The sequence below is a fragment of the Providencia rettgeri genome (assembly GCF_001874625.1).
GTDB lineage: Bacteria > Pseudomonadota > Gammaproteobacteria > Enterobacterales > Enterobacteriaceae > Providencia > Providencia huashanensis.
The window spans coordinates 725,319-744,893 of the sequence record NZ_CP017671.1; the positions used below are offsets into that span (position 1 = coordinate 725,319).

A 19,575-nucleotide genomic window follows, 5' to 3' on the forward strand; every position below is an offset into this window, starting at 1 on the left:
AGTAAGCTGCTATGGAACTGCTAGTTCTCAGAGTAAAGTTACTCTAGGGCATGATGCGGTGAGAAGGATCTCAGCTGCTCAGTTCGGAAAGTATCCGACTAGCATCTTTAAGGAACCAAGCCCGCTCGCCAACAAAGAACGTGTCGTTCTGAAGAATTAACAACGTTGGAGAGTTATATGACTGATTTAAAAGCAGCCGCACAACGCGCGCTGACCCTGATGGATTTAACCACTTTAAATGATGACGATACTGATGCAAAAGTAATCGCATTATGCCATCAGGCGAAAAGCCCAGCAGGTAATACAGCTGCAATCTGTATTTATCCTCGCTTTATCCCTATTGCACGTAAAACATTACGTGAACAAGGTACTCCAGACGTCCGTATCGCGACAGTAACGAACTTCCCTCATGGTAATGATGACATCGAAATCGCATTAGCTGAAACTAAAGCGGCGATTGCTTATGGTGCAGATGAAGTTGACGTGGTTTTCCCATATCGAGCGCTGATCGCGGGGAATGAAAAAATTGGTTTTGATTTAGTGAAAGCCTGTAAAGAGGCTTGTGCTGCGGCAAATGTGTTGCTGAAAGTGATTATTGAAACCGGTGAATTAAAAGAGGCAGCATTGATCCGCAAAGCTTCTGAAATTTCAATTAAAGCTGGCGCTGATTTTATTAAAACATCAACAGGTAAAGTGCCTGTTAATGCGACATTAGAAAGTGCAGAAATCATGATGCAAGTGATCCACGATATGGGCGTAGCCAAAACGGTTGGTTTTAAACCGGCTGGTGGCGTTCGTACTGCAGAAGAAGCAGCAGATTACTTAGCATTAGCAGGAAGAATTTTAGGTGACGATTGGGCTGATAGCCGCCATTTCCGTTTTGGTGCATCAAGCTTATTAGCAAATTTATTAAATACGCTAGGTTTTGACGTTAAAAAATCAAGCAGCAATTATTAATTTTCGCAATATTGTTAACCGATAAATTCGACTTTAAAGGAGTATATCGTGTTTCTGGCACAAGAAATTATTCGTAAAAAACGCGATGGTAAACCACTAAGTGAAGAAGAAATTCGTTTCTTTATCAATGGTGTTCGTGATAATTCAGTATCAGAAGGTCAAATTGCTGCATTAGCAATGACTATCTATTTTAATGATATGACGATGCCTGAACGCGTTGCTCTGACATTGGCAATGCGTGACTCAGGGACAGTTCTTAATTGGAAATCACTTAACCTGAATGGCCCATTAGTCGATAAACATTCGACTGGTGGGGTAGGCGACGTGACTTCACTGATGCTTGGCCCTATGGTTGCAGCGTGTGGTGGTTATGTTCCGATGATTTCAGGCCGTGGTTTAGGTCATACTGGTGGTACATTAGATAAACTCGAAGCAATTCCAAATTTCGATATTTTCCCTGATGATTCCCGTTTTCGTGACATTATCAAAGACGTAGGTGTTGCCATTATTGGCCAAACAAACTCATTAGCACCTGCAGATAAACGCTTCTATGCCACCCGTGATATTACGGCAACAGTTGATTCAATTCCGCTGATCACCGCATCAATTTTAGGTAAAAAGCTGGCGGAAGGCCTTGATGCTCTTGTTATGGACGTCAAAGTTGGTTCCGGAGCATTTATGCCGACTTATGAAAAATCCGAGCAACTTGCAGAATCGATCGTTAAGGTCGCAAATGGCGCTGGTTGCAAAACAACCGCGTTATTGACTGATATGAATGAAGTATTGGCATCAAGTGCAGGTAATGCGGTTGAAGTGCGTGAAGCCGTACAATTTTTAACAGGTGAATACCGTAACCCACGTTTGTATGAAGTGACTATGGCACTGTGTGTTGAAATGTTAGTGTCTGGATCATTAGCGGCTAATCGTGATGAAGCACGCCAGAAGTTACAAGCGGTATTGGATAACGGCAAAGCTGCTGAAGTCTTTGGGCGCATGGTTGCGGCTCAAAAAGGGCCAGTTGATTTTGTTGAAAATTACAATAAATACCTACCAACCGCAGTATTAAGCAAAGCGGTCTATGCACCAAAAGACGGTATTGTCACACATATGGATACCCGTGCATTAGGTATGTCCGTCGTGACGTTAGGTGGGGGACGCCGTAAAGCGTCAGACCCAATTGACTACAGTGTTGGTTTGAGTGATATCGCGGCGTTAGGCTCTAAAGTAGATACACAAACGCCATTAGCTATTATCCATGCGAACAGTGAAAAAGCATGGGAAGACGCTGCGAAAGAAGTGCGGGATGCAATGGTGATTGGAGATAAAGCTCCACAAGAAACACCGATGGTATATCGCCAAATCAGCGAGTAATAAACAGAGATTTTAGTGGTATGTTGACTTGAATGTACCGCGGGAGAAAAAATATGAAACGCACATTTATTATGGTTTTAGATTCCTTTGGGATTGGTGCAGCGCATGATGCGCATAAATTCGGTGATGAAGGTTCAAACACATTGGGCCACATTGCAGATGCATGTGCTCGTGGTGAAGCAGATATTGGTCGTAAAGGCCCTCTTCATTTACCTAACTTAACTAAATTAGGTTTAGGTAAAGCAGGAGAAGAATCAAGCGGTTCATTCCCTGCGGGGTTAGATCCTAATGCAGAAATTATTGGTGCATACGGTTATGCAAGCGAAATTTCTTCAGGTAAAGATACGCCATCAGGTCACTGGGAAATAGCAGGTGTGCCTGTGCTTTTCGATTGGGGATATTTCTCTGATGAAGAAAATAGTTTTCCACAAGAATTGCTGGATACCTTAGTTAAAAAAGCCAACTTACCGGGTTATTTGGGTAACTGCCACTCATCAGGTACGGTCATCCTTGACCAACTGGGTGAAGAACATATGAAAACGGGGAAACCGATTTTCTATACTTCAGCAGACTCTGTATTCCAAATTGCTTGTCACGAAGAAACCTATGGCTTAGACAAACTGTATGAGCTGTGCGAAATTGCTCGCGAAGAGCTAACTAAAGGTGGTTACAATATAGGTCGTGTTATCGCTCGCCCATTCGTTGGCGATAAAGCAGGTAACTTCACACGTACTGGTAACCGCCATGACCTAGCAGTTGAGCCACCAGCTCCAACAGTATTAAAAAAATTAGTTGATGAAAAACAAGGTGAAGTCGTTTCTATTGGTAAAATTGCCGATATTTATGCGCACGTTGGTATCACTAAGAAAATCAAAGCAACAGGTATTGATGCACTGTTCGATGCGACCGTTGAAGAAATGAAGCTGGCGGGTGATAACACTATTGTATTCACCAACTTTGTTGATTTTGACTCCGCATATGGCCATCGCCGTGATGTAGCAGGTTACGCCGCTGCATTAGAACTATTTGACCGTCGTTTACCTGAGTTAATGAAACTGGTTAAAGAAGACGACATTCTGATTTTAACCGCAGACCATGGTTGTGACCCAACCTGGCCAGGTACTGACCATACACGTGAGCATATCCCAGTGCTGATTTATGGCCCGAAAGTTAAACCAGGCTCATTAGGCCACCGTGAAACGTTCGCGGACATAGGGCAAACAGTCGCAAAATACTTTGATTTGTCTCCGATGGAGTATGGTAAGCCAATGCTCTAATACCCATTACCCGTCATACTTTGAGCTGTAGCGGTGTTGGCTGCACAAAACCACCCTAATCACATACTTGTGTATGCTCATAGGGATGGTTTTACTTGCCGCCTTGCTACAACTCAAATTATTTAGGGTAATTTCGAGCAATTAAAGGGCGATGGGCGAGTTTTGTCGTCATGCTTTTAGCTGTAGTTCGTTGGCTGTACAAAAACACCCTAATCACATACTTGTGTATGCTCATAGGGATGGTTTTGTTTGCCGCCTTGCTACAACTCAAATTATTTAGGGTAATTTCGAGCAATTAAAGGGCGATGGGCGAGTTTTGTCGTCATGCTTTTAGCTGTAGTTCGTTGGCTGTACAAAACCACCCTAATCACATACTTGTGTATGCTCATAGGGATGGTTTTGTTTGCCGCCTTGCTACAACTCAAATTATTTAGGGTAATTTCGAGCAATTAAAGGGCGATGGGCGAGTTTTGTCGTCATGCTTTTAGCTGTAGTTTGTTGGCTGCACAAAACCACCCTAATCACATACTTGTGTATGCTCATAGGGATGGTTTAGCTTACCGCCTTGCTACAACTCAAATTATTTAGGGTAATTTCGAGCAATTAAAGGGCGATGGGCGAGTTTTGTCGTCATACTTTTAGCTGTAGTTTGTTGGCTGCACAAAACCACCCTAATCACATACTTGTGTATGCTCATAGGGATGGTTTAGCTTACCGCCTTGCTACAACTCAAATTATTTAGGGTAATTTCGAGCAATTAAAGGGCGATGGGCGAGTTTTGTCGTCATACTTTTAGCTGTAGTTTGTTGGCTGCACAAAACCACCCTAATCACATACTTGTGTATGCTCATAGGGATGATTTTGTTTGCCGCCTTGCTACAACTCAAATTATTTAGGGTAATTTCGAGCAATTAAAGGGCGATGGGCGAGTTTTGTCGTCATACTTTTAGCTGTAGTTTGTTGGCTGCACAAAACCACCCTAATCACATACTTGTGTATGCTCATAGGGATGGTTTTACTTGCCGCCTTGCTACAACTCAAATTATTTAGGGTAATGGCGGGGAATTAAAGGTAATGGGCAAGGCTTTGCTGTCATCTTTTTTAATAATAAGGTGGGAGACCACCTTATTAATTTAACAATATTTAATCGTTTAAAGGGAAATAATCATGGCAACTCCACATATTAATGCAGAAATGGGTGATTTCGCTGATGTCGTTTTGATGCCAGGCGACCCATTACGTGCAAAATACATCGCTGAAACTTTCCTTCAGGATGTTCGCCAAGTCAATAATGTGCGTGGCATGTTAGGTTTTACAGGGACTTATAAAGGTCGCAAAATCTCTGTTATGGGTCACGGCATGGGGATCCCTTCATGCTCTATCTATGCAAAAGAGCTGATCACCGATTTCGGTGTAAAAGTGATTATTCGTGTGGGCTCATGTGGCGCAGTGATGGATGATGTAAAACTGCGTGATGTTGTAATAGGTATGGGCGCTTGTACGGATTCGCGTGTTAACCGCCAACGTTTTAAAGAAAATGACTTTGCAGCGATTGCAGACTATGACTTAGTCCACAATGCGGTTGAAGCAGCAAAAGCAAGAAACGTGAATGTGCGCGTTGGTAATTTGTTCTCTGCGGATCTGTTCTATTCACCAGACCCTGATATGTTTAAAGTGATGGAAAAGTACGGCATTCTGGGGGTTGAAATGGAAGCTGCGGGTATCTATGGTGTGGCGGCTGAGTTTGGTGCGCGCGCATTAACGATTTGTACCGTTTCTGACCACATCAAAACGGGTGAACAAACCACGTCAGAAGAGCGTCAAACTACGTTCAATGAGATGATTGAAATTGCATTAGATTCAGTGCTATTAGGCGACAAATAGTCGTTAGATGTTTTCATGATGCACTAAAATGCCACCTATTGTGTGGCATTTTTTATCGCTATTTTTTGATTCTACTCATCATCACGGCATCGACATATTGCCCATCACGAAACGCATAGTCTCTCATGCGGCCTTCGAGTTCAAAGCCAAACTTTTCATATAGCCCAACACCACTGCCATTTGCCGCAAATACTTCTAACTCAATACGGCGCACATTCAACCAGTTATCGCAATAATCCACCATCACTTGCATCAGTTGTGAGCCAATACCTTTGCCTTGGTGAGCTTCACTGACGGTAATACCGAAAGTGGCGACATGGCGACGGCGCACTTGGTTAGGCTGACTAATGACTAGCAAACCTACAACTTCCTTATCAATAGTGGCAACAAATTGTGTTACCAACGGATCACTCGTGCCTAGCCGGGCTTCCCATATTTTTTCGCTTGGATAAGGAAGCTGCAATGTGTTGGCATATGCCGAATAGTCAGCGTGCATTTGGGTGATTGCAGGGACATCGTCCAGTGTTGCTCTGCGGATGGTTACATTATTCATATAGAATCTCTTTATCGTTATTTATTATAAGAATATTAATCACATTAAAACGATAATCTGTCAATCGATAGTCATCAACGTCATGAAAGGCATTACAAATTGAGTGACTAAAAATAAACAAAATCGCTATCTGATATCACAACATAATAAATAGATATACGATTTTGGCTATATAGCGTTCAGTAATTTATTCAGAGGAATTATCATGCTTGAATCAATGAGTAAAAAAAATTTTTTCACTAGTTTAACAATGAAAAAAGTTCACATAAAGAGTGCTCCGAAAAAAATTAAAAAATATGTTACTAAACAAATTAAAAATATTAAACAGACTCCAACATTATCGCCCATAAATCTAAGAGAAAAGAATAAAAATAATATTGATGATATTAAATATGCAGAGCCACCTCTTCACGGTGTATTGAAAGGTAATAATCTAACTCAAGTTGGACTTGAAAGAAATGAATATAGAATAAGAGTCATTAAGAGGACGAAATGGCCGCCATTGATGGAAGCGATTACCATTCCAAATGAAATAGAAGAAAATTTCTATAGCTTATTGAAAAATAATAAAGTAGACAATAAAAGCATTGATCTCATTAAAGAAACAATTAGAGAAATGAAAAAAACGAAATCTTCGGATGACGTTGTTATTAAAATTTATGACTTTTATGAGCTTTTTATAGATAAAGAATATGTTACAAATGAATTCATTGTTAGCTATTTAAAAGAACCAATGGAGATAGCTAAAAATACAGAATGTACTGATTTAAAACCTCTTCCTCCGCTACCAAAAGAAACTATAAAAATACCAGAACCGATTGATGTTGCTAATCAGTTATATAATAAATTAACTGAAATAATTTCTAAAATGAGTAGAATAAAAGATGTTCCCGATAAGCTATTTATTCACTTTAGAGAGAATGTTTTGAGTTTGAAGAGAGAAGAGAAACCAGAAGTATTTATTAAGAAACTAAATGAGTTATACGAATATGCATTTGAGATCTTACCGCAGGCAACGCTGAATAGAATTGAGAGTAATCTTGGTGATTATATAAAAATAGAGACTGCAATAGTCAAGCCTGTCCGTATATTCGATGATATCAAGATGAAACCTAAAAGCTTACGGGAGCGATTATTAAATACTATTGAATGTAAATTGTTTTTTTTCATAAAAAAATAAAAAAAGCTTATTTAGAGGTAAAAAAAATCTTTTGTTTTTGAATAGCAATAATGATAGTGCGGAATAAAAAAGCCAACAATATATTGTTGGCTTTCTAACCTTAATGACTAAATTAAGGCGTCATCATAAACACTTTTGAATTCTGCCCTAAATATTGACGAGATAAACGATTAATATCCTTAACCGTGAGTTGATGAATAATACTTTGCTGTTGGTTTAAACGCTGGTATTGCCCATCATCAGCGGCAATCTGTGCCAGAGCTTCGGTCCAATAACTTGAACTATCAGTGACTTGTGCATTTTCTGTCAGCCAAATATTTTTCGCTTCGGTTAATTCTTTTTCACTCACACCGGTTTGACGAATTTGCCCAATCGTTTTTTGGGCAATTTGCGTCATTTCCTCAGCACGTTCTGGAGAGGTGGTGAAATTCAAGCGAGCAAGGTAATAAGGCTGTGGTTTTTTCGCTAACATTTGTGAAAAACCGAGCGCATAGATACCACTGGCTTTTTCTCTTAACTCACCACGTAAACGCTGACTAACAATCGTATCAATCAGTTGTATTGCAAGTTGGTCTTGCTGTGACCACATCGCAGGTGAGGCGAATTGAATGCTGACCATGCTTTTATCACTACTACTGATGGGATAAGTTTTATTAAAACTGGCCATTTTTGGCATGATGCCTTGGTCACGAGATTTTAGTTTTTGGTCGCTCGCAGGGAGAGATGCCAACCACTTTTCTAATATTGGTTTGAGGTCACGACTGTTTATGGCCCCTGAGATAACCAACGTCATATCTGCTGTAGAGGTCACTAGTTGGCGGTTGGTTTTTTGCAACTGTTGCGCCGTAAATTGTTGCCAGCTTCCTTGTGGTTTGATGACTAATAGTTCGCCGTGGTGATAGCTTTCTTGATTAATATTATCGAGGAAAGTACGTTCTACGGGGGTTTTGGATAGGTTCAATATTAAGGATTGTTTTTGTTGTTCTAATTTCTCACCGCTAAATTGCGGTGCGGTTAATTTTAAATGCAACAATTGCAATGCGGTTTCTAAGTTATCAGCTGGCGCTTTACCACGAAAACCGTGAGTCAGTAATTCACTATAAGGGCGCAGAGAAATTTGGTTTTGTTTAGCAAATAAAGCCAAATCACGAGCACTGTAGTTACCGTAGCCACTGCTTTCTGGCAGCTTCAACGCCCAATCAGTTAACCCCGAAGTTTGAGCCGTTTCTAAAGAACGCCCTCCCGGAAGCTGCAAATTAAACTGAATATCATCTTTCAGGTTTTTATCTGCCTTAACAATTACCTGAATGCCATTGCTTAATGTCCAATGTTCTGTTTTTTCAACGGGCAGCTTAGATTGCTCAACAATATCACCTTTGGGAACTTGAGGTAGCTGTAATTGAATCGCTTTGGAGCGCAACGTAAATGGTCCTGGTGTGCTTTGGCGTATTTTAAGCCATTGCTGATTAAATGCCGATTTGTCCATTGTCGTGGCATCAGTATCGGGGCCAATTAATGCTAAACGCGGGGAGGCAGTTTGTAGGAACTTAGCGACATGTTGTTGTAAGTCCTGCGGTTTGACAGATTTTATCAACTGGTAGCTGTTATCTAACTGCTGGCGTTTATTCCACATTGGCATGTCGTATTCAAGTGCCGTTGTCAGTTGCCCTGCTATATATTCATTGCTATAACGTTGCTCTGAAGCCGCTTGCAGGCTGAATTTTTTCAGCATGGCTTGTTTGGCCGTTTCCAGTTCTTCAGGAGTTACAGGCTCTGTGGCTAAGCGCTGCAATTCAGTGAATAACAGTTGGGTTGCCCCGATGTAATCGTTACCCTTTGGATGAATAATAATCAACTGTTGAAGGCGTCGGTTATCTAGCATCGACCCTTGCTCATTGATACTAATGGAGGGCAAGATGCCATTATCGACTATGACGGAAAAGCGTTGATTTAAAATGGCTAACCAGAGGTTATCTAGTAAATCTTCGGATTGTCCTAAGCGCGTATTTAGCGGTGCGCTGACATCCTTTTGTAACGCAAATTGCACATAACGCGCCCCTTGCTCTTTATCAAACACCCCTTGCACTAACATATTGGTTGAATGGGCGAATTGTTTCCATTGTGGGTTATCTTCTGCCACTTTTTCGGGTTTAGGGAGTGCAAATAAATTATCAACCTGATTGCGTATTGATGAACTATTAAAATCACCAATAATTAATAGCGACATTCGTTGAGGTTGATACCATGTTTGATAATAGTTTTTCGCTTGCTCAATCGGGGCATTGCGTACGATATCTAATGAACCTATGGGGTTGCGTTCAGCGTAACGGCTACCGTGGTAACGTAATTTTTCTAAACTATCGTTGATGCGATAGCCCATTCCTTGGCGTAAACGCCATTCTTCGATAATCACTGGACGTTCTTTTTCAAAAGCATCTTGGTCAAATGTCATATTTGACGCCCAATCTGCCATTACTTGTAAGCCAATGGCAACTTGTGCTGTCGAGGCTTCTGGTAGTGATAATTTATATAGCGTGGAATTTAAACTGGTGATCGCATTAACATGACTACCAAGTTTTAACCCTTGGTGCTCAAGCTGCTTGAAACCGGTCGTGCCCGGGAAGTGTTTGGTGCCTTTAAAGGCCATATGTTCAGTAAAGTGCGCAAGGCCAAGCTGCTGTTCATTTTCTTGTAATGAGCCACTGCCGACTAATAAACGCAGCTCAACGCCCGGTTGATTACGTTGTAGAAGGTAAACTTGCAGTCCATTCTCAAGCTGATAGTGCTGAAGGTCATTGCGCACTGGTAAGCGGTTGTTTGAGGTTGGGTTGGTGGATACACAACCGATAACCGTTAGGCTGGCTATTATGGTGAGGGCTATTTTATGAAGCATATTCAGGTGTTCCTGTATTCAAAAGGTCTTTACTCACAGGTTCGGTGAGATGCAGTTGTTGTTCTGCAAACTGAGCAACAAAGCTTTGATGGCTTACTAAGACAATGGCACTGTCATGCAACTCTGCTTTTAATAGGGCGATTAGCTCTAAAGCACTGTTCTCATCAAGGGCCGAGGTTGTTTCATCTAATAAAAGTAGTTTTGGTCGGTTGAGCAATAAACGCGCAAACATAATCCGCTGTTGTTCCCCACCAGATAAACGGTTATTCCAATCGGTTTCGAGTGCTAGTTGATGATGCAGTTTTTCTAAGCCAACTAAAGTTAACGCATATTGAAAATCTTGCTGACTGAATTGAGATGTCGTTTTAGGGTAAGCCAGTAGGTTATCCAAACGACTTATGGGCAGATAAAGGCGCTGTGGAACCCACATAACTTGCTCTGTTCGGGTAATGGTACCGTTAAAAAATGGCCAATGTCCGCTAAGTGTACGTAATAAAGTCGATTTACCAATACCGGAACGGCCACTAATCAAGGTTAATTCGCCTTGCTTGGCGGTTATATTCACAGAATTAATTAAGCAGCGGTTGTCTGCGGTAGAAACTGATAATTTAGCCTGCAGTGGTGGCGATTTTTCGTCGAGAGTCACTATAGCCTTGTTATCGTTTTCCAATAAAACAACAAAATTATATAAACGGGAGACCGTTGCCTGCCATGCTGCGATTTCTTTATAGGCAAAAATAAACCAACCGAGTGAAGTGGCAACACTGGTAAACGCTTGGCGTAGCTGCATTAAGCCACCCAACATAATTTCACCCGCAAGGAATTTAGGAAGAGCGAGTAATACAGGTGCTAAAGCGGTGACTTGTTGATAACCAACAGTGTAGAAAGATAAGTTTCGTTCGCAGCGGATCAGGCGGTTCCAGTTACTAATAATTTCACCAAAGCGCCCCATCAGTTCTTTTCTATCTTGGGTCTCACCACGTTGCCCTGCGATGGCATCGCCATGTTGGCGACAATTAATTAATGCACTACGGTAATCAGCTTCACGGCGTTGTTTATCCATATGTAAACGGCGTAGTGGAAAACCAATCCATTGAGTAAGCGCGATACCAATTAGGGTATAAATAATACATGCCCAGAACATATAGCCGGGTAGGGTCCAGTCGCTATCGGCAAAATTAAACGATAGGCTGCCAGACAATGTCCAAAGAATCGCAGCAAATGAAATCAGCGTTAACATTGAGTGGAGGAATGTCACCACTAAATTTAATGTTGATTCAATCAGTAAACGAATATCTTCGGCGATACGTTGGTCTGGGTTATCGGGCTCTTGGGATGTTAGTCTTAGTAGGTAGTGTTTACTGTTCGGTGACAACCAACGGCTAAGTACTTGCTCGGTCATGCCTTTGCGCCAACGGATAATTAACATTTGCTTTAGGTAGTTACCCATCACGACGACAAAAATTAGTCCACTGACTAAGATCACGAAGTATTGCAATAAACCATACAGCGCTTGGCCGTCGAGTTTTTGTAGGGCGTTATAAAAGTCCCCATTCCACATATTCATTTTGACGTTGAACCAAACTGAGGACAGTGTGAGCCCAAGTGAGGCAAACAGGAGTATCCAGCACAAAAGGGCAGCACGCTGCCCCCAAAAAGGTTTAACTAAATAGAAAAATTGTTTCAGTGTCTTCATGACGTTTTATTCATTTGTTGTTTTAATTTAATGATTAATATTGTGTTAATTGCTCACATTGCAGCTATGACTTAAAAATCATAATTCACTTGTAACCAGAATTGACGACCCGGATCATAGGCTTTAATGACACGGTTATCGTATGTAAAGCGATCTGATATATTTCTATTATTCAATACGTTGTTGACTTCAACTGAAACGCCAAAACCGTAAGCGAAGTCAGGTTTCCAGCCTAGACGAGTATCCCATGTGTATTTACTTGCGAAGTGTTGTTTGGTGTATTTACGAACTTGACCATATTCAGGGTCAAAATCGTACGCATTGTCATAGCGAACGGCTTGAGAGCGAGCTCCCCACCATTGCAGCCGGTTGTACCAAGTGACGTCGTAGTCATCCCAAACACTGGTCATCTCTAGATTAAGTTTAATTGGTGAGTTAAAACTGGTAGACGGTAATTTTGATGCATCGATAATTTTGCCGTTGTAAGAGACTTTATCGAGGTTAACGCGATTGCTAGGGTCATATGAGCTGTAACCCGCATCTTTTGGCGTATTACTTTCTGTTTGCTGCCATGTGAAAGACGCTGTCATAACATGAGACGCATCAGCCCATTCCCAAGGTTGGCTATTATTAACGGAAAGGGTTACGGTGGCTGCGACCGCCATTATCAAAAGTACGGATACTGCGTGTATTTGGATCTCGGGGATTGTCATACTTGGTACGGTTTCTGACTTCATCATAACCTTCACGATGCACATATTGTAAACGCCATGTGGTGGATAAAATATCTTGTTGTAATGCAAGAGTAAGTTCATCGTTATACGGTGTTTTTAATGATTCCAGCCCCTCATAATCTTTTTGGTTATCCCAATCATTTTTGTTTGGATTTAGAGAACAAGCCATTGATTCGCTATATGCCATACAGTTTTGCATACCGTCATTCTGTGCACCATATAGCGCATAAGTCAGCATTGAGCGGCCATAATAACGGTTAGCTCCCGCAATAATTTGGGTTTTGCCATCCCCAAAGACATCGTAAATCCCACTTAAACGAGGAGCAATATTGGTACGGTTTACAAAATCATCACGATCGAGACGAACTCCAGGACGTAGCGTTAATTTGCCATATTGAATACTGTCATCAAGAAAAATGGCATAGTTGGTATAATCTGCAGAATATGAGCCTTGGCGGAAACGCGTTATGTTGCTAAGGTACCCTGAGTACATGTTGTCTAGCCCAATCTCTCCGGTATAGGTATAACGGAAATAATCACGATCTCGGACATAAGTCCCTTTGGTATAATTCGCCTCAGCCCCTAAAGTGGAAGTATGAATTAAACCTAAAGCATCTTCTTTAGGATCAAAGCGCATCACGGTTTTTAAGCCGTGAGTTTTTTGTTTTGATTCCAAGTCTCCTAAACCGCCACTGTTTTGTTCAACCATGTTCCAGTTGTCATCGAATGCACGTATTGTTAGAGAGTATTTTTGATCATTTTTACGATCATCTTTCAGGTCTTGTGTACTTGCGGTAACTTCAAGCTGGCCGAGGTCAAATTTTTGTTTGTACACAGCTGTGAAGCCAAGCCCATCATGGGTTGAGTCATATCCTGAATTGGCAATCGTTGATGAAAAGAGGCGGCTATCGTAATTAGCATAATTGGCAGACAAATCTAATGAACTCTTCTCTGATAAATCTATCGAATATTTTAAAAAGTAGTTATCAGAGATACGGCGCTGGTTTTTTTTACCGTAAAAACCGTCAAAAGGTACGATTTGGTTATTTTCAAGCACATAAGCTTCACCACCAACGACAGTCATTGGAATAGTAGAACTACGGCGAGAGGCAGAAAATACGATACCTGAATTATCGGTTACACCCGCTTCAAACCAGCCACCAAAGTCACTTTTATCATAGCGATTTTGGAAACGAGCAGGATTGGATGTGTCATTTTTTGATGTATCAATACCTTGAGTGGAATCGTGGAAAAGGTTGTTCCAACCGGAGCGGGTTAAGCGATAATACGCGTGAGCGCTATTTTCCCCTTGCCAGCGGCGGCTATTTACTTCTACCGTTCCCCCCGTAAATCCACCAAATTCGACAGGAATGTTATTGTCATACACCGTCATACTGTCGATAAGACGGCTATCGATGTAGATCCCTTGGTCGCTACTGCTCAAACGGGTTGAGGTTTCACCAAGACCATTGTCCGCGGGGTCAAAATCGTTGTTAAAGCTTACTCCATCAAGGCGATAGGCGTTTTGGTAGCTGCTTGAGCCGTGGATTGAGATACGGGAAGGTTTGATTTCCCCTTGGTTCATTGAATTACTGTCATTGTTGGCAAATTGCACTGCTGGATTAGTCTTCATTAAATCGGTGATATTGCCATCGCCCGTATTTTTTTGGCTAATTTCTTCAGAAGTCACATATTGCGGTGCTGACATAACATCGGTCGCAGGGTGGTTTTGTATCACACCAGACACTTGGGTTTCCGGTAAAACCAATGTGCCTTGGTTTAAATTCTGCTGGCGGATAACAAAAACACCATTTTCATTGACAAGTTCTAAGCCGCTACCGATAAGTATTTTTTGTAATGCGGTTTGTGCGGAGTAGTTGCCCGATAATGCAGGTGCTCGTAGGCCATTAAGTTGGCTCTTATCATATAGCAACTGGATTTGCCCTTGGCGGCTAATTTCAGCAACAGACTTAGCAAGGGGTTGCTCTGGCAAAGAGAAGGTAAGTTCTTGCGCAGAAGCTGATTGACAAACAATGGCACTACTCACCGCGACAGCAAGAGCGAGCGGCCTTAACCGGCTTTGAGTAAACTGAATTGACATAGATATCCCTTATTCTTAAGCTGCACAAAAAGCGTGCGAAAAATGCGTCATTAAAAGAATGACTACTTAAGAAGAGGGTGAAATGAGAATTATCCTCACCTGCAAATGAAAATATTTTTCATTTATTTTTTTTATTCTGAATAATCAATATGTTATTTTTATCTTGATACACGACTTGTACGGGTAATAATGATGGGAGAGCTTGAAAGAACTGTTCAGGGTGGTGCAAATTAATACGACCAGAGATTTTACTCTTGGCTAAACTTGCTGGCGAAAGCTCGACATGGGCTGACGAATAGCCACTTAATTCATCAAGTACCTCAGATAGCGGTTTATCGACAAATACTAATTCACCAAAACGCCAGCGGGCAACTTCTAACGCGTCAATATGTTGGCGCGTAATTTGGCTATTTGGCGTAGGGCTAACGGCGCTATCCCCCGCCAGTAAAAAAATAGGCTGGCCATTGTCAGTATTTTCAAAGCTGACAATGCCTTGGCTAACATTCACTGAAACTTGCTGTGCGACTTTATTGACTTCAAATTCAGTGCCAACGACTTGAATGCGTCTTTTATCCGCTTGGATAATGAATGGGCGGTAAGGGTTTGATTTTACTTTAAAATAAACGTTTCCCTTTTCAAGTAAAATATTACGGACTGGGGTTTCGTAGGCCACATGAATACGGGTATTACGGTTAAGAAATAACTGGGAGCCATCTGGTAATGTGACTTCTTTAGGGGAGTCTGTAGCGACTAAAGTCATGTTATTAAGTAACATTGAAGGCAGGTGGCTGTAGGGTAAGAATAGAACAGCAGCAATAAAAAAAGCCGCTAAGGTATTCCCCAAAGGGCGCCAAAGGCGAAAAAAGGGGCGTTTTTTCTCTGTAAATTCGACACTGGCAGGGCGGGGGAGCATGTCAAACTCCCGCCAAACAGCGGCAATCGCATCATAAGCTTTGGCATGTTCAGACGAAGCCGCGAGCCATTGCTTAAATTGCTCGGTTTCAAGTGCGCTGATGCGTTGGCTGTGCATGAGAGTAAACCACAGCGCCGCTTCCTCATCAATACGGTTTGCATCATCTGATGTTTGCAAAGAATTATGTGTCATTACGGGTTATTGCCCTGATTATCAAGGTGTTTTTTACAATGAACTAGTGCTGCCGCAATATGTTTTTCCACCATACTGATTGAAATTTCCATTCGCTCAGCAATCTCACTTTGAGATAACCCATCAAAACGATAAAGTAAAAAAGCTTCTCGTCGGCGAGGGGGTAATGTTTCGAGAGCGTCACTTAACAGCTGGATACGTTGCTGATGTTCCAGAATTTCACAGGGATCAGCTTGCCTTTGTTCAAGATTGAATTCATGTATGACTTCATCAATGGGGGTTTCTGATGTCGTTTGACGTTGGTTGCGTCGCCAGTGATCAATTAAAACATGATTAGCAATTTTAAACAGGTAAGCTCGGCTCTCTTTTACTGGTGTTTTTTCTTTGCGATTAAGCCATAGTGTAAACACATCCTGTGATAAATCATCAGCATCATTGCTGTTATCTAGCCGATTGCGGAAAAAGCGCACAAGCTGGCTATATGTTGACTGATATGCTCCGCTAATTTTGCGGGCAAGGGATTTATCAATAGTCATTTTGCTGGTGTTAATATCATAAAATGCACAAACAAGGAGTGGGGACCGATGAATTGTGCTGATTAATAATCTGCTCAGATTACTTTTGTAATTAAATCAATGGGTTATTTTTCAGTCTGTGTTTTTACTAATAATAATGAATATCATTTTTGTTTGTATTATGCCTATAATTAACAAAAAATAAAGTCGTGAGGCAGAATATGAGCAGTATGACGGGCAAGTTCGAGCGCCCGATTTTCCGTCCACTGGGCGGTTTGTTTTTAAGTTGTCTTTTCCATGGAACACTGGCAGTCATTTTCATCGGATGGTTTACTACTTCAATCCCGAAAACAGGGGTATTGCCACCTGCAATTTCACTACAACTCGGGGTATACCAGCTAGAGCAGCAGGCTGAGCCTGAGGTTAACCATGCGCCAAAGCAGCAAGTCACAACGCATGAAGAAGTCTTGCCAGAGGTAGTTGAAAAAACGGAAAAATTACCAGAAACTGCCATCGTGGATAATGGGACGTTAACCAAAGTTAGTGAGAAAAAGCGCCCACCGAAAAAGAAAACAGTACAAGAGAAAAAAGTGCTTGAAGAGGTTCCTACTGCAGATCAAGAGTCCACAGTAACCTCTGCTCCCGCGTCGGGGAGTGAAGCGAGTAGTCGGGCAAATTTTTCCAGTAATGCCTCTGCTGCACTAAGCGGTCACCAAGGCTGGCAGAGTGAAGTCCATCAGCGTATTGCAAAGTCAAAACGTTACCCACGTGCGGCCCTGCGTTTCCGTTCAACTGGGGTTTCTCAGGTAAAAGTGGTTGTGGACAGTAAAGGTGAGGTTATTACTGCCAGTTTATTTAATTCATCGGGAACTAAAATATTGGACAAAGAAGCCTTAGCCACAATTTCACGTGCAGCACCTTTCCCTATGCCACCAGAAACACTGTTGGTGGATGGGCGAGTCGAATTTGTTGCACCAATCGTGTTTGATACTACTTCGATTTAAAATTAACAGTTATTTATCGGCCTGAGGAGGCTTGCTTTTGGGGGCAGGCCGCTTTGGACGGTATGGCCTAGGTTCTTTTTTTCGTCTCAGACGGGCTGGTTTAGGTTTTATTGTTGTTTTGCTAGTAAGGTCATCAGGTTCGTTTTCTTCAGGGTTATCTTCAGTATTTACCACTAATGGCGGCGGCTGTTTGTGGCCTTTCTTTTTCTTTAAACGCAATAATGTATTGGCTAAAACAAAACCGATACATAAAGCGAACAGAATAAAAATCCTTAATACATTCGTACTGTTATCTGCTTGCTGAATTTCAGCAGAAAGTAACTCGGTATCGATAGTTAAACGCAAATAGCCCTTTGGCTCTTTTGCCCCTTGGATTGGTACAACTAATTGATATTGAAAGTTTTGTAGTGATGAATTGCCATCGATAGCTAGCCGTTCTTTTACGGTGGCGGGTTCGCCGACTTGTGTCACAAGAACGCCATTGGCAGTGTAGATGCTGGCATCTAAAATATACTTATCTTTTGCAATGTTATTTAAATTGGCATTAATTCGGTCTAAATTAAAATCTTTGCTGCCGGGAACAATATAATCGGATAAGCTGAAAGCGACTTGTTCTGCGAGCACGTAGGTCAATTGTTTAAACTGTTCAATTCGGTTTTGGTTTTGGCTATTACCCAAATATGAAACACCATGCATAAGTAAGGTTACCAGCGCAATGCAGATAACAATAATGACTGTTTTATGTAGCCTAAAAGTTTGTTTCATTTGGTTAGTTGATGCTCTTTGTCAGTATATCCGTCATACTTCAGGTTATCGTATTGTTAGCGGCACTTCACTACCTAAAATGAGTGATTTAAGGTATAAATTGCAGCGGTATATAAGATTTAAATAGTATACATAGTTAATCGGCGCAAAAACTAAGGCGTTGGCGTTAAGTATAGTGGCTTCGTTCGGCTACTCGCAACTCATCATTAAAATAAAGATTACATCGATTACAGGAGCTAATTTTCATGTCAACGAGTTTGACCTATTGTTATTTACCCGACGAGATCCAAAAATGGCCCGGTTTGCCACTTTCTTTGAGTGGTGAAGAAGTGATGCCTCTGGATTACCGTGCAGGTGACAGTGGGTGGCTACTATATGGCCGTGGATTAGATAAAGCTAGGATCAGTAATTTCCAACAGCGATTAGGGATCGCGATTGTGATTGTGTCCTCATGGCGTATTGATGATTACCAAGTTGTCAGAATCGCTGGGAGTATTACCCCTAGGATTAAAAAGCTCGCTGATGAATGTTTATTAGATGTGGTGCCGCTAGGGCAAATTCCACGTTTGCGTTCACCAGGTCTGTTATTGATGGATATGGACTCAACTGCCATTCAAATTGAATGTATTGATGAAATTGCTCGTTTAGCCGGTGTTGGTGAGCAAGTCGCAGAGGTGACAGAGCGTGCAATGCAAGGGGAGCTAGATTTTACCGAAAGCTTGCGCGCACGCGTTAGCTTACTAGAAGGTGCAGATGCGTCAATTCTTGACCAAGTATTGGAAACATTGCCTTTGATGCCAGGGTTGACTAATTTGGTGCGTAAACTTCAAGCCATGAATTGGCATATTGCGATAGCTTCTGGTGGGTTCACTTTCTTTGCTAATGATTTGCAGCAGCGGTTAAAACTCGCAGCCGCAGTTGCTAACCAGCTCGAAGTTAAAAATGGCAAACTGACTGGTAAAGTCAAAGGGCCAATAGTCGATGCAAAATATAAAGCCCAAACGTTGGTCAAACTAGCTGAAAAACTGGAAATACCTATCGAACAAACAGTGGCAATCGGCGACGGGGCAAATGACTTGAAGATGATCCGTAAAGCAGGGCTGGGTATTGCATATCATGCGAAACCAAAGGTGTATGCAAGGGCGAAGGTGGCTATTCGTCACGCGGATCTCATGGGGGTGATGTGTGTGTTGAGCGGGGGCTTGAAGCACGAGGAACGCTAAATATTCGTTATATTTCGTGCTGTGGCGGTGTTGGCTGCACTCGGCTGCTTGGGTCACATACTTTTGTATGCTCCCCAAGACATCCTCTTTTGCCGCCTAGCCACAACCCGAACTATTTTGAATATTGATATCGATATTTTATGGTTTGCGCTGTAGCGGTGTTGGCCGCGCTCGCTAACCCTAGTCACATACTGATGTATGCTCCTAGGGCTTAGCTTTACTTGCCGCCTTGCTACAACACAACCCATTTTGAATATCAAAAATATTCGTTATATTTCGTGCTGTGGCGGTGTTGGCTGCGCTCGGCTGCTTGGGTC

13 protein-coding genes and 1 pseudogene are annotated in these 19,575 nt (G+C 41.8%); 7 read left to right on the forward strand and 7 right to left on the reverse strand.

The window, feature by feature from the left end; genetic code table 11:
• The first annotated feature begins 177 nt into the window (after positions 1-177).
• The 4 genes from deoC to deoD all read left to right on the forward strand — a co-directional run bounded on the left by deoC (position 178) and on the right by deoD (position 5,489).
• Positions 178-957: a deoxyribose-phosphate aldolase gene (deoC, locus tag RB151_RS03105; RefSeq protein WP_048608471.1), complete on the forward strand. Its 780-nt coding sequence runs from the start codon at positions 178-180 to the stop codon at positions 955-957.
• A gap of 48 nt (positions 958-1,005) precedes the next feature.
• Positions 1,006-2,328: a thymidine phosphorylase gene (gene deoA, locus RB151_RS03110; RefSeq protein WP_071547692.1), complete on the forward strand. Its 1,323-nt coding sequence runs from the start codon at positions 1,006-1,008 to the stop codon at positions 2,326-2,328.
• Between the two features lie 53 nt (positions 2,329-2,381).
• Positions 2,382-3,605 (forward strand): phosphopentomutase, encoded by a 1,224-nt coding sequence (deoB, locus tag RB151_RS03115; RefSeq protein ID WP_042849057.1) that lies wholly within the window; start codon positions 2,382-2,384, stop codon positions 3,603-3,605.
• A 1,167-nt stretch (positions 3,606-4,772) separates the two neighbouring features.
• The gene (deoD, locus tag RB151_RS03120) at positions 4,773-5,489 is read left to right on the forward strand and encodes a purine-nucleoside phosphorylase (RefSeq protein WP_004914779.1); all 717 of its coding nucleotides are present in this window, start codon (positions 4,773-4,775) and stop codon (positions 5,487-5,489) included.
• 58 nt (positions 5,490-5,547) lie between these two features.
• Here the strand turns inward: deoD and RB151_RS03125 are convergent, their stop codons facing one another.
• Positions 5,548-6,042: a GNAT family N-acetyltransferase gene (locus RB151_RS03125; RefSeq protein ID WP_042849056.1), complete on the reverse strand. Its 495-nt coding sequence runs from the start codon at positions 6,040-6,042 to the stop codon at positions 5,548-5,550.
• A 205-nt stretch (positions 6,043-6,247) separates the two neighbouring features.
• Here RB151_RS03125 and RB151_RS03130 point away from each other — a divergent pair, with 205 nt between their 5' ends.
• Positions 6,248-7,222 carry a hypothetical protein gene (locus RB151_RS03130; RefSeq protein ID WP_071547693.1) on the forward strand — a complete coding sequence of 325 codons (975 nt, stop codon included), beginning with the start codon at positions 6,248-6,250 and terminating at the stop codon, positions 7,220-7,222.
• Positions 7,223-7,334: 112 nt separating this feature from the next.
• Here RB151_RS03130 and RB151_RS03135 read toward each other — a convergent pair whose 3' ends face one another.
• The 5 genes and pseudogenes from RB151_RS03135 to RB151_RS03155 form a co-directional block, all read right to left on the reverse strand.
• A complete protein-coding gene (locus RB151_RS03135) occupies positions 7,335-10,115 on the reverse strand; it encodes a M16 family metallopeptidase (RefSeq protein WP_071547694.1) in 2,781 nt (926 codons plus the stop codon).
• Positions 10,105-11,811, reverse strand: coding sequence for an ABC transporter ATP-binding protein/permease (locus RB151_RS03140; RefSeq protein ID WP_042847016.1), 1,707 nt, complete (start codon positions 11,809-11,811; stop codon positions 10,105-10,107). The genes RB151_RS03135 and RB151_RS03140 overlap by 11 nt, the downstream gene beginning before the upstream one ends.
• Positions 11,812-11,882: 71 nt before the next feature.
• Positions 11,883-14,646: pseudogene (locus RB151_RS03145) on the reverse strand (secretin and TonB N-terminal domain-containing protein).
• Positions 14,647-14,764: 118 nt separating this feature from the next.
• A complete protein-coding gene (locus RB151_RS03150) occupies positions 14,765-15,751 on the reverse strand; it encodes a FecR family protein (protein ID WP_071547695.1) in 987 nt (328 codons plus the stop codon).
• A complete protein-coding gene (locus tag RB151_RS03155; protein WP_071547696.1) occupies positions 15,751-16,287 on the reverse strand; it encodes an RNA polymerase sigma factor in 537 nt (178 codons plus the stop codon). Before RB151_RS03155 ends, RB151_RS03150 begins: the two co-directional genes overlap by 1 nt.
• 200 nt (positions 16,288-16,487) lie before the next feature.
• Between RB151_RS03155 and RB151_RS03160 the strand changes: the two genes are divergently transcribed.
• Positions 16,488-17,270, forward strand: a complete 783-nt coding sequence (locus RB151_RS03160; RefSeq protein WP_042847012.1) for an energy transducer TonB — start codon at positions 16,488-16,490, stop codon at positions 17,268-17,270.
• A gap of 9 nt (positions 17,271-17,279) precedes the next feature.
• Here RB151_RS03160 and RB151_RS03165 read toward each other — a convergent pair whose 3' ends face one another.
• A complete protein-coding gene (locus RB151_RS03165; RefSeq protein WP_042847011.1) occupies positions 17,280-18,035 on the reverse strand; it encodes an AhpA/YtjB family protein in 756 nt (251 codons plus the stop codon).
• Between the two features lie 245 nt (positions 18,036-18,280).
• Here RB151_RS03165 and serB point away from each other — a divergent pair, with 245 nt between their 5' ends.
• A complete protein-coding gene (serB, locus tag RB151_RS03170) occupies positions 18,281-19,258 on the forward strand; it encodes a phosphoserine phosphatase (protein ID WP_042847010.1) in 978 nt (325 codons plus the stop codon).
• The last annotated feature ends 317 nt before the right edge of the window (positions 19,259-19,575 follow it).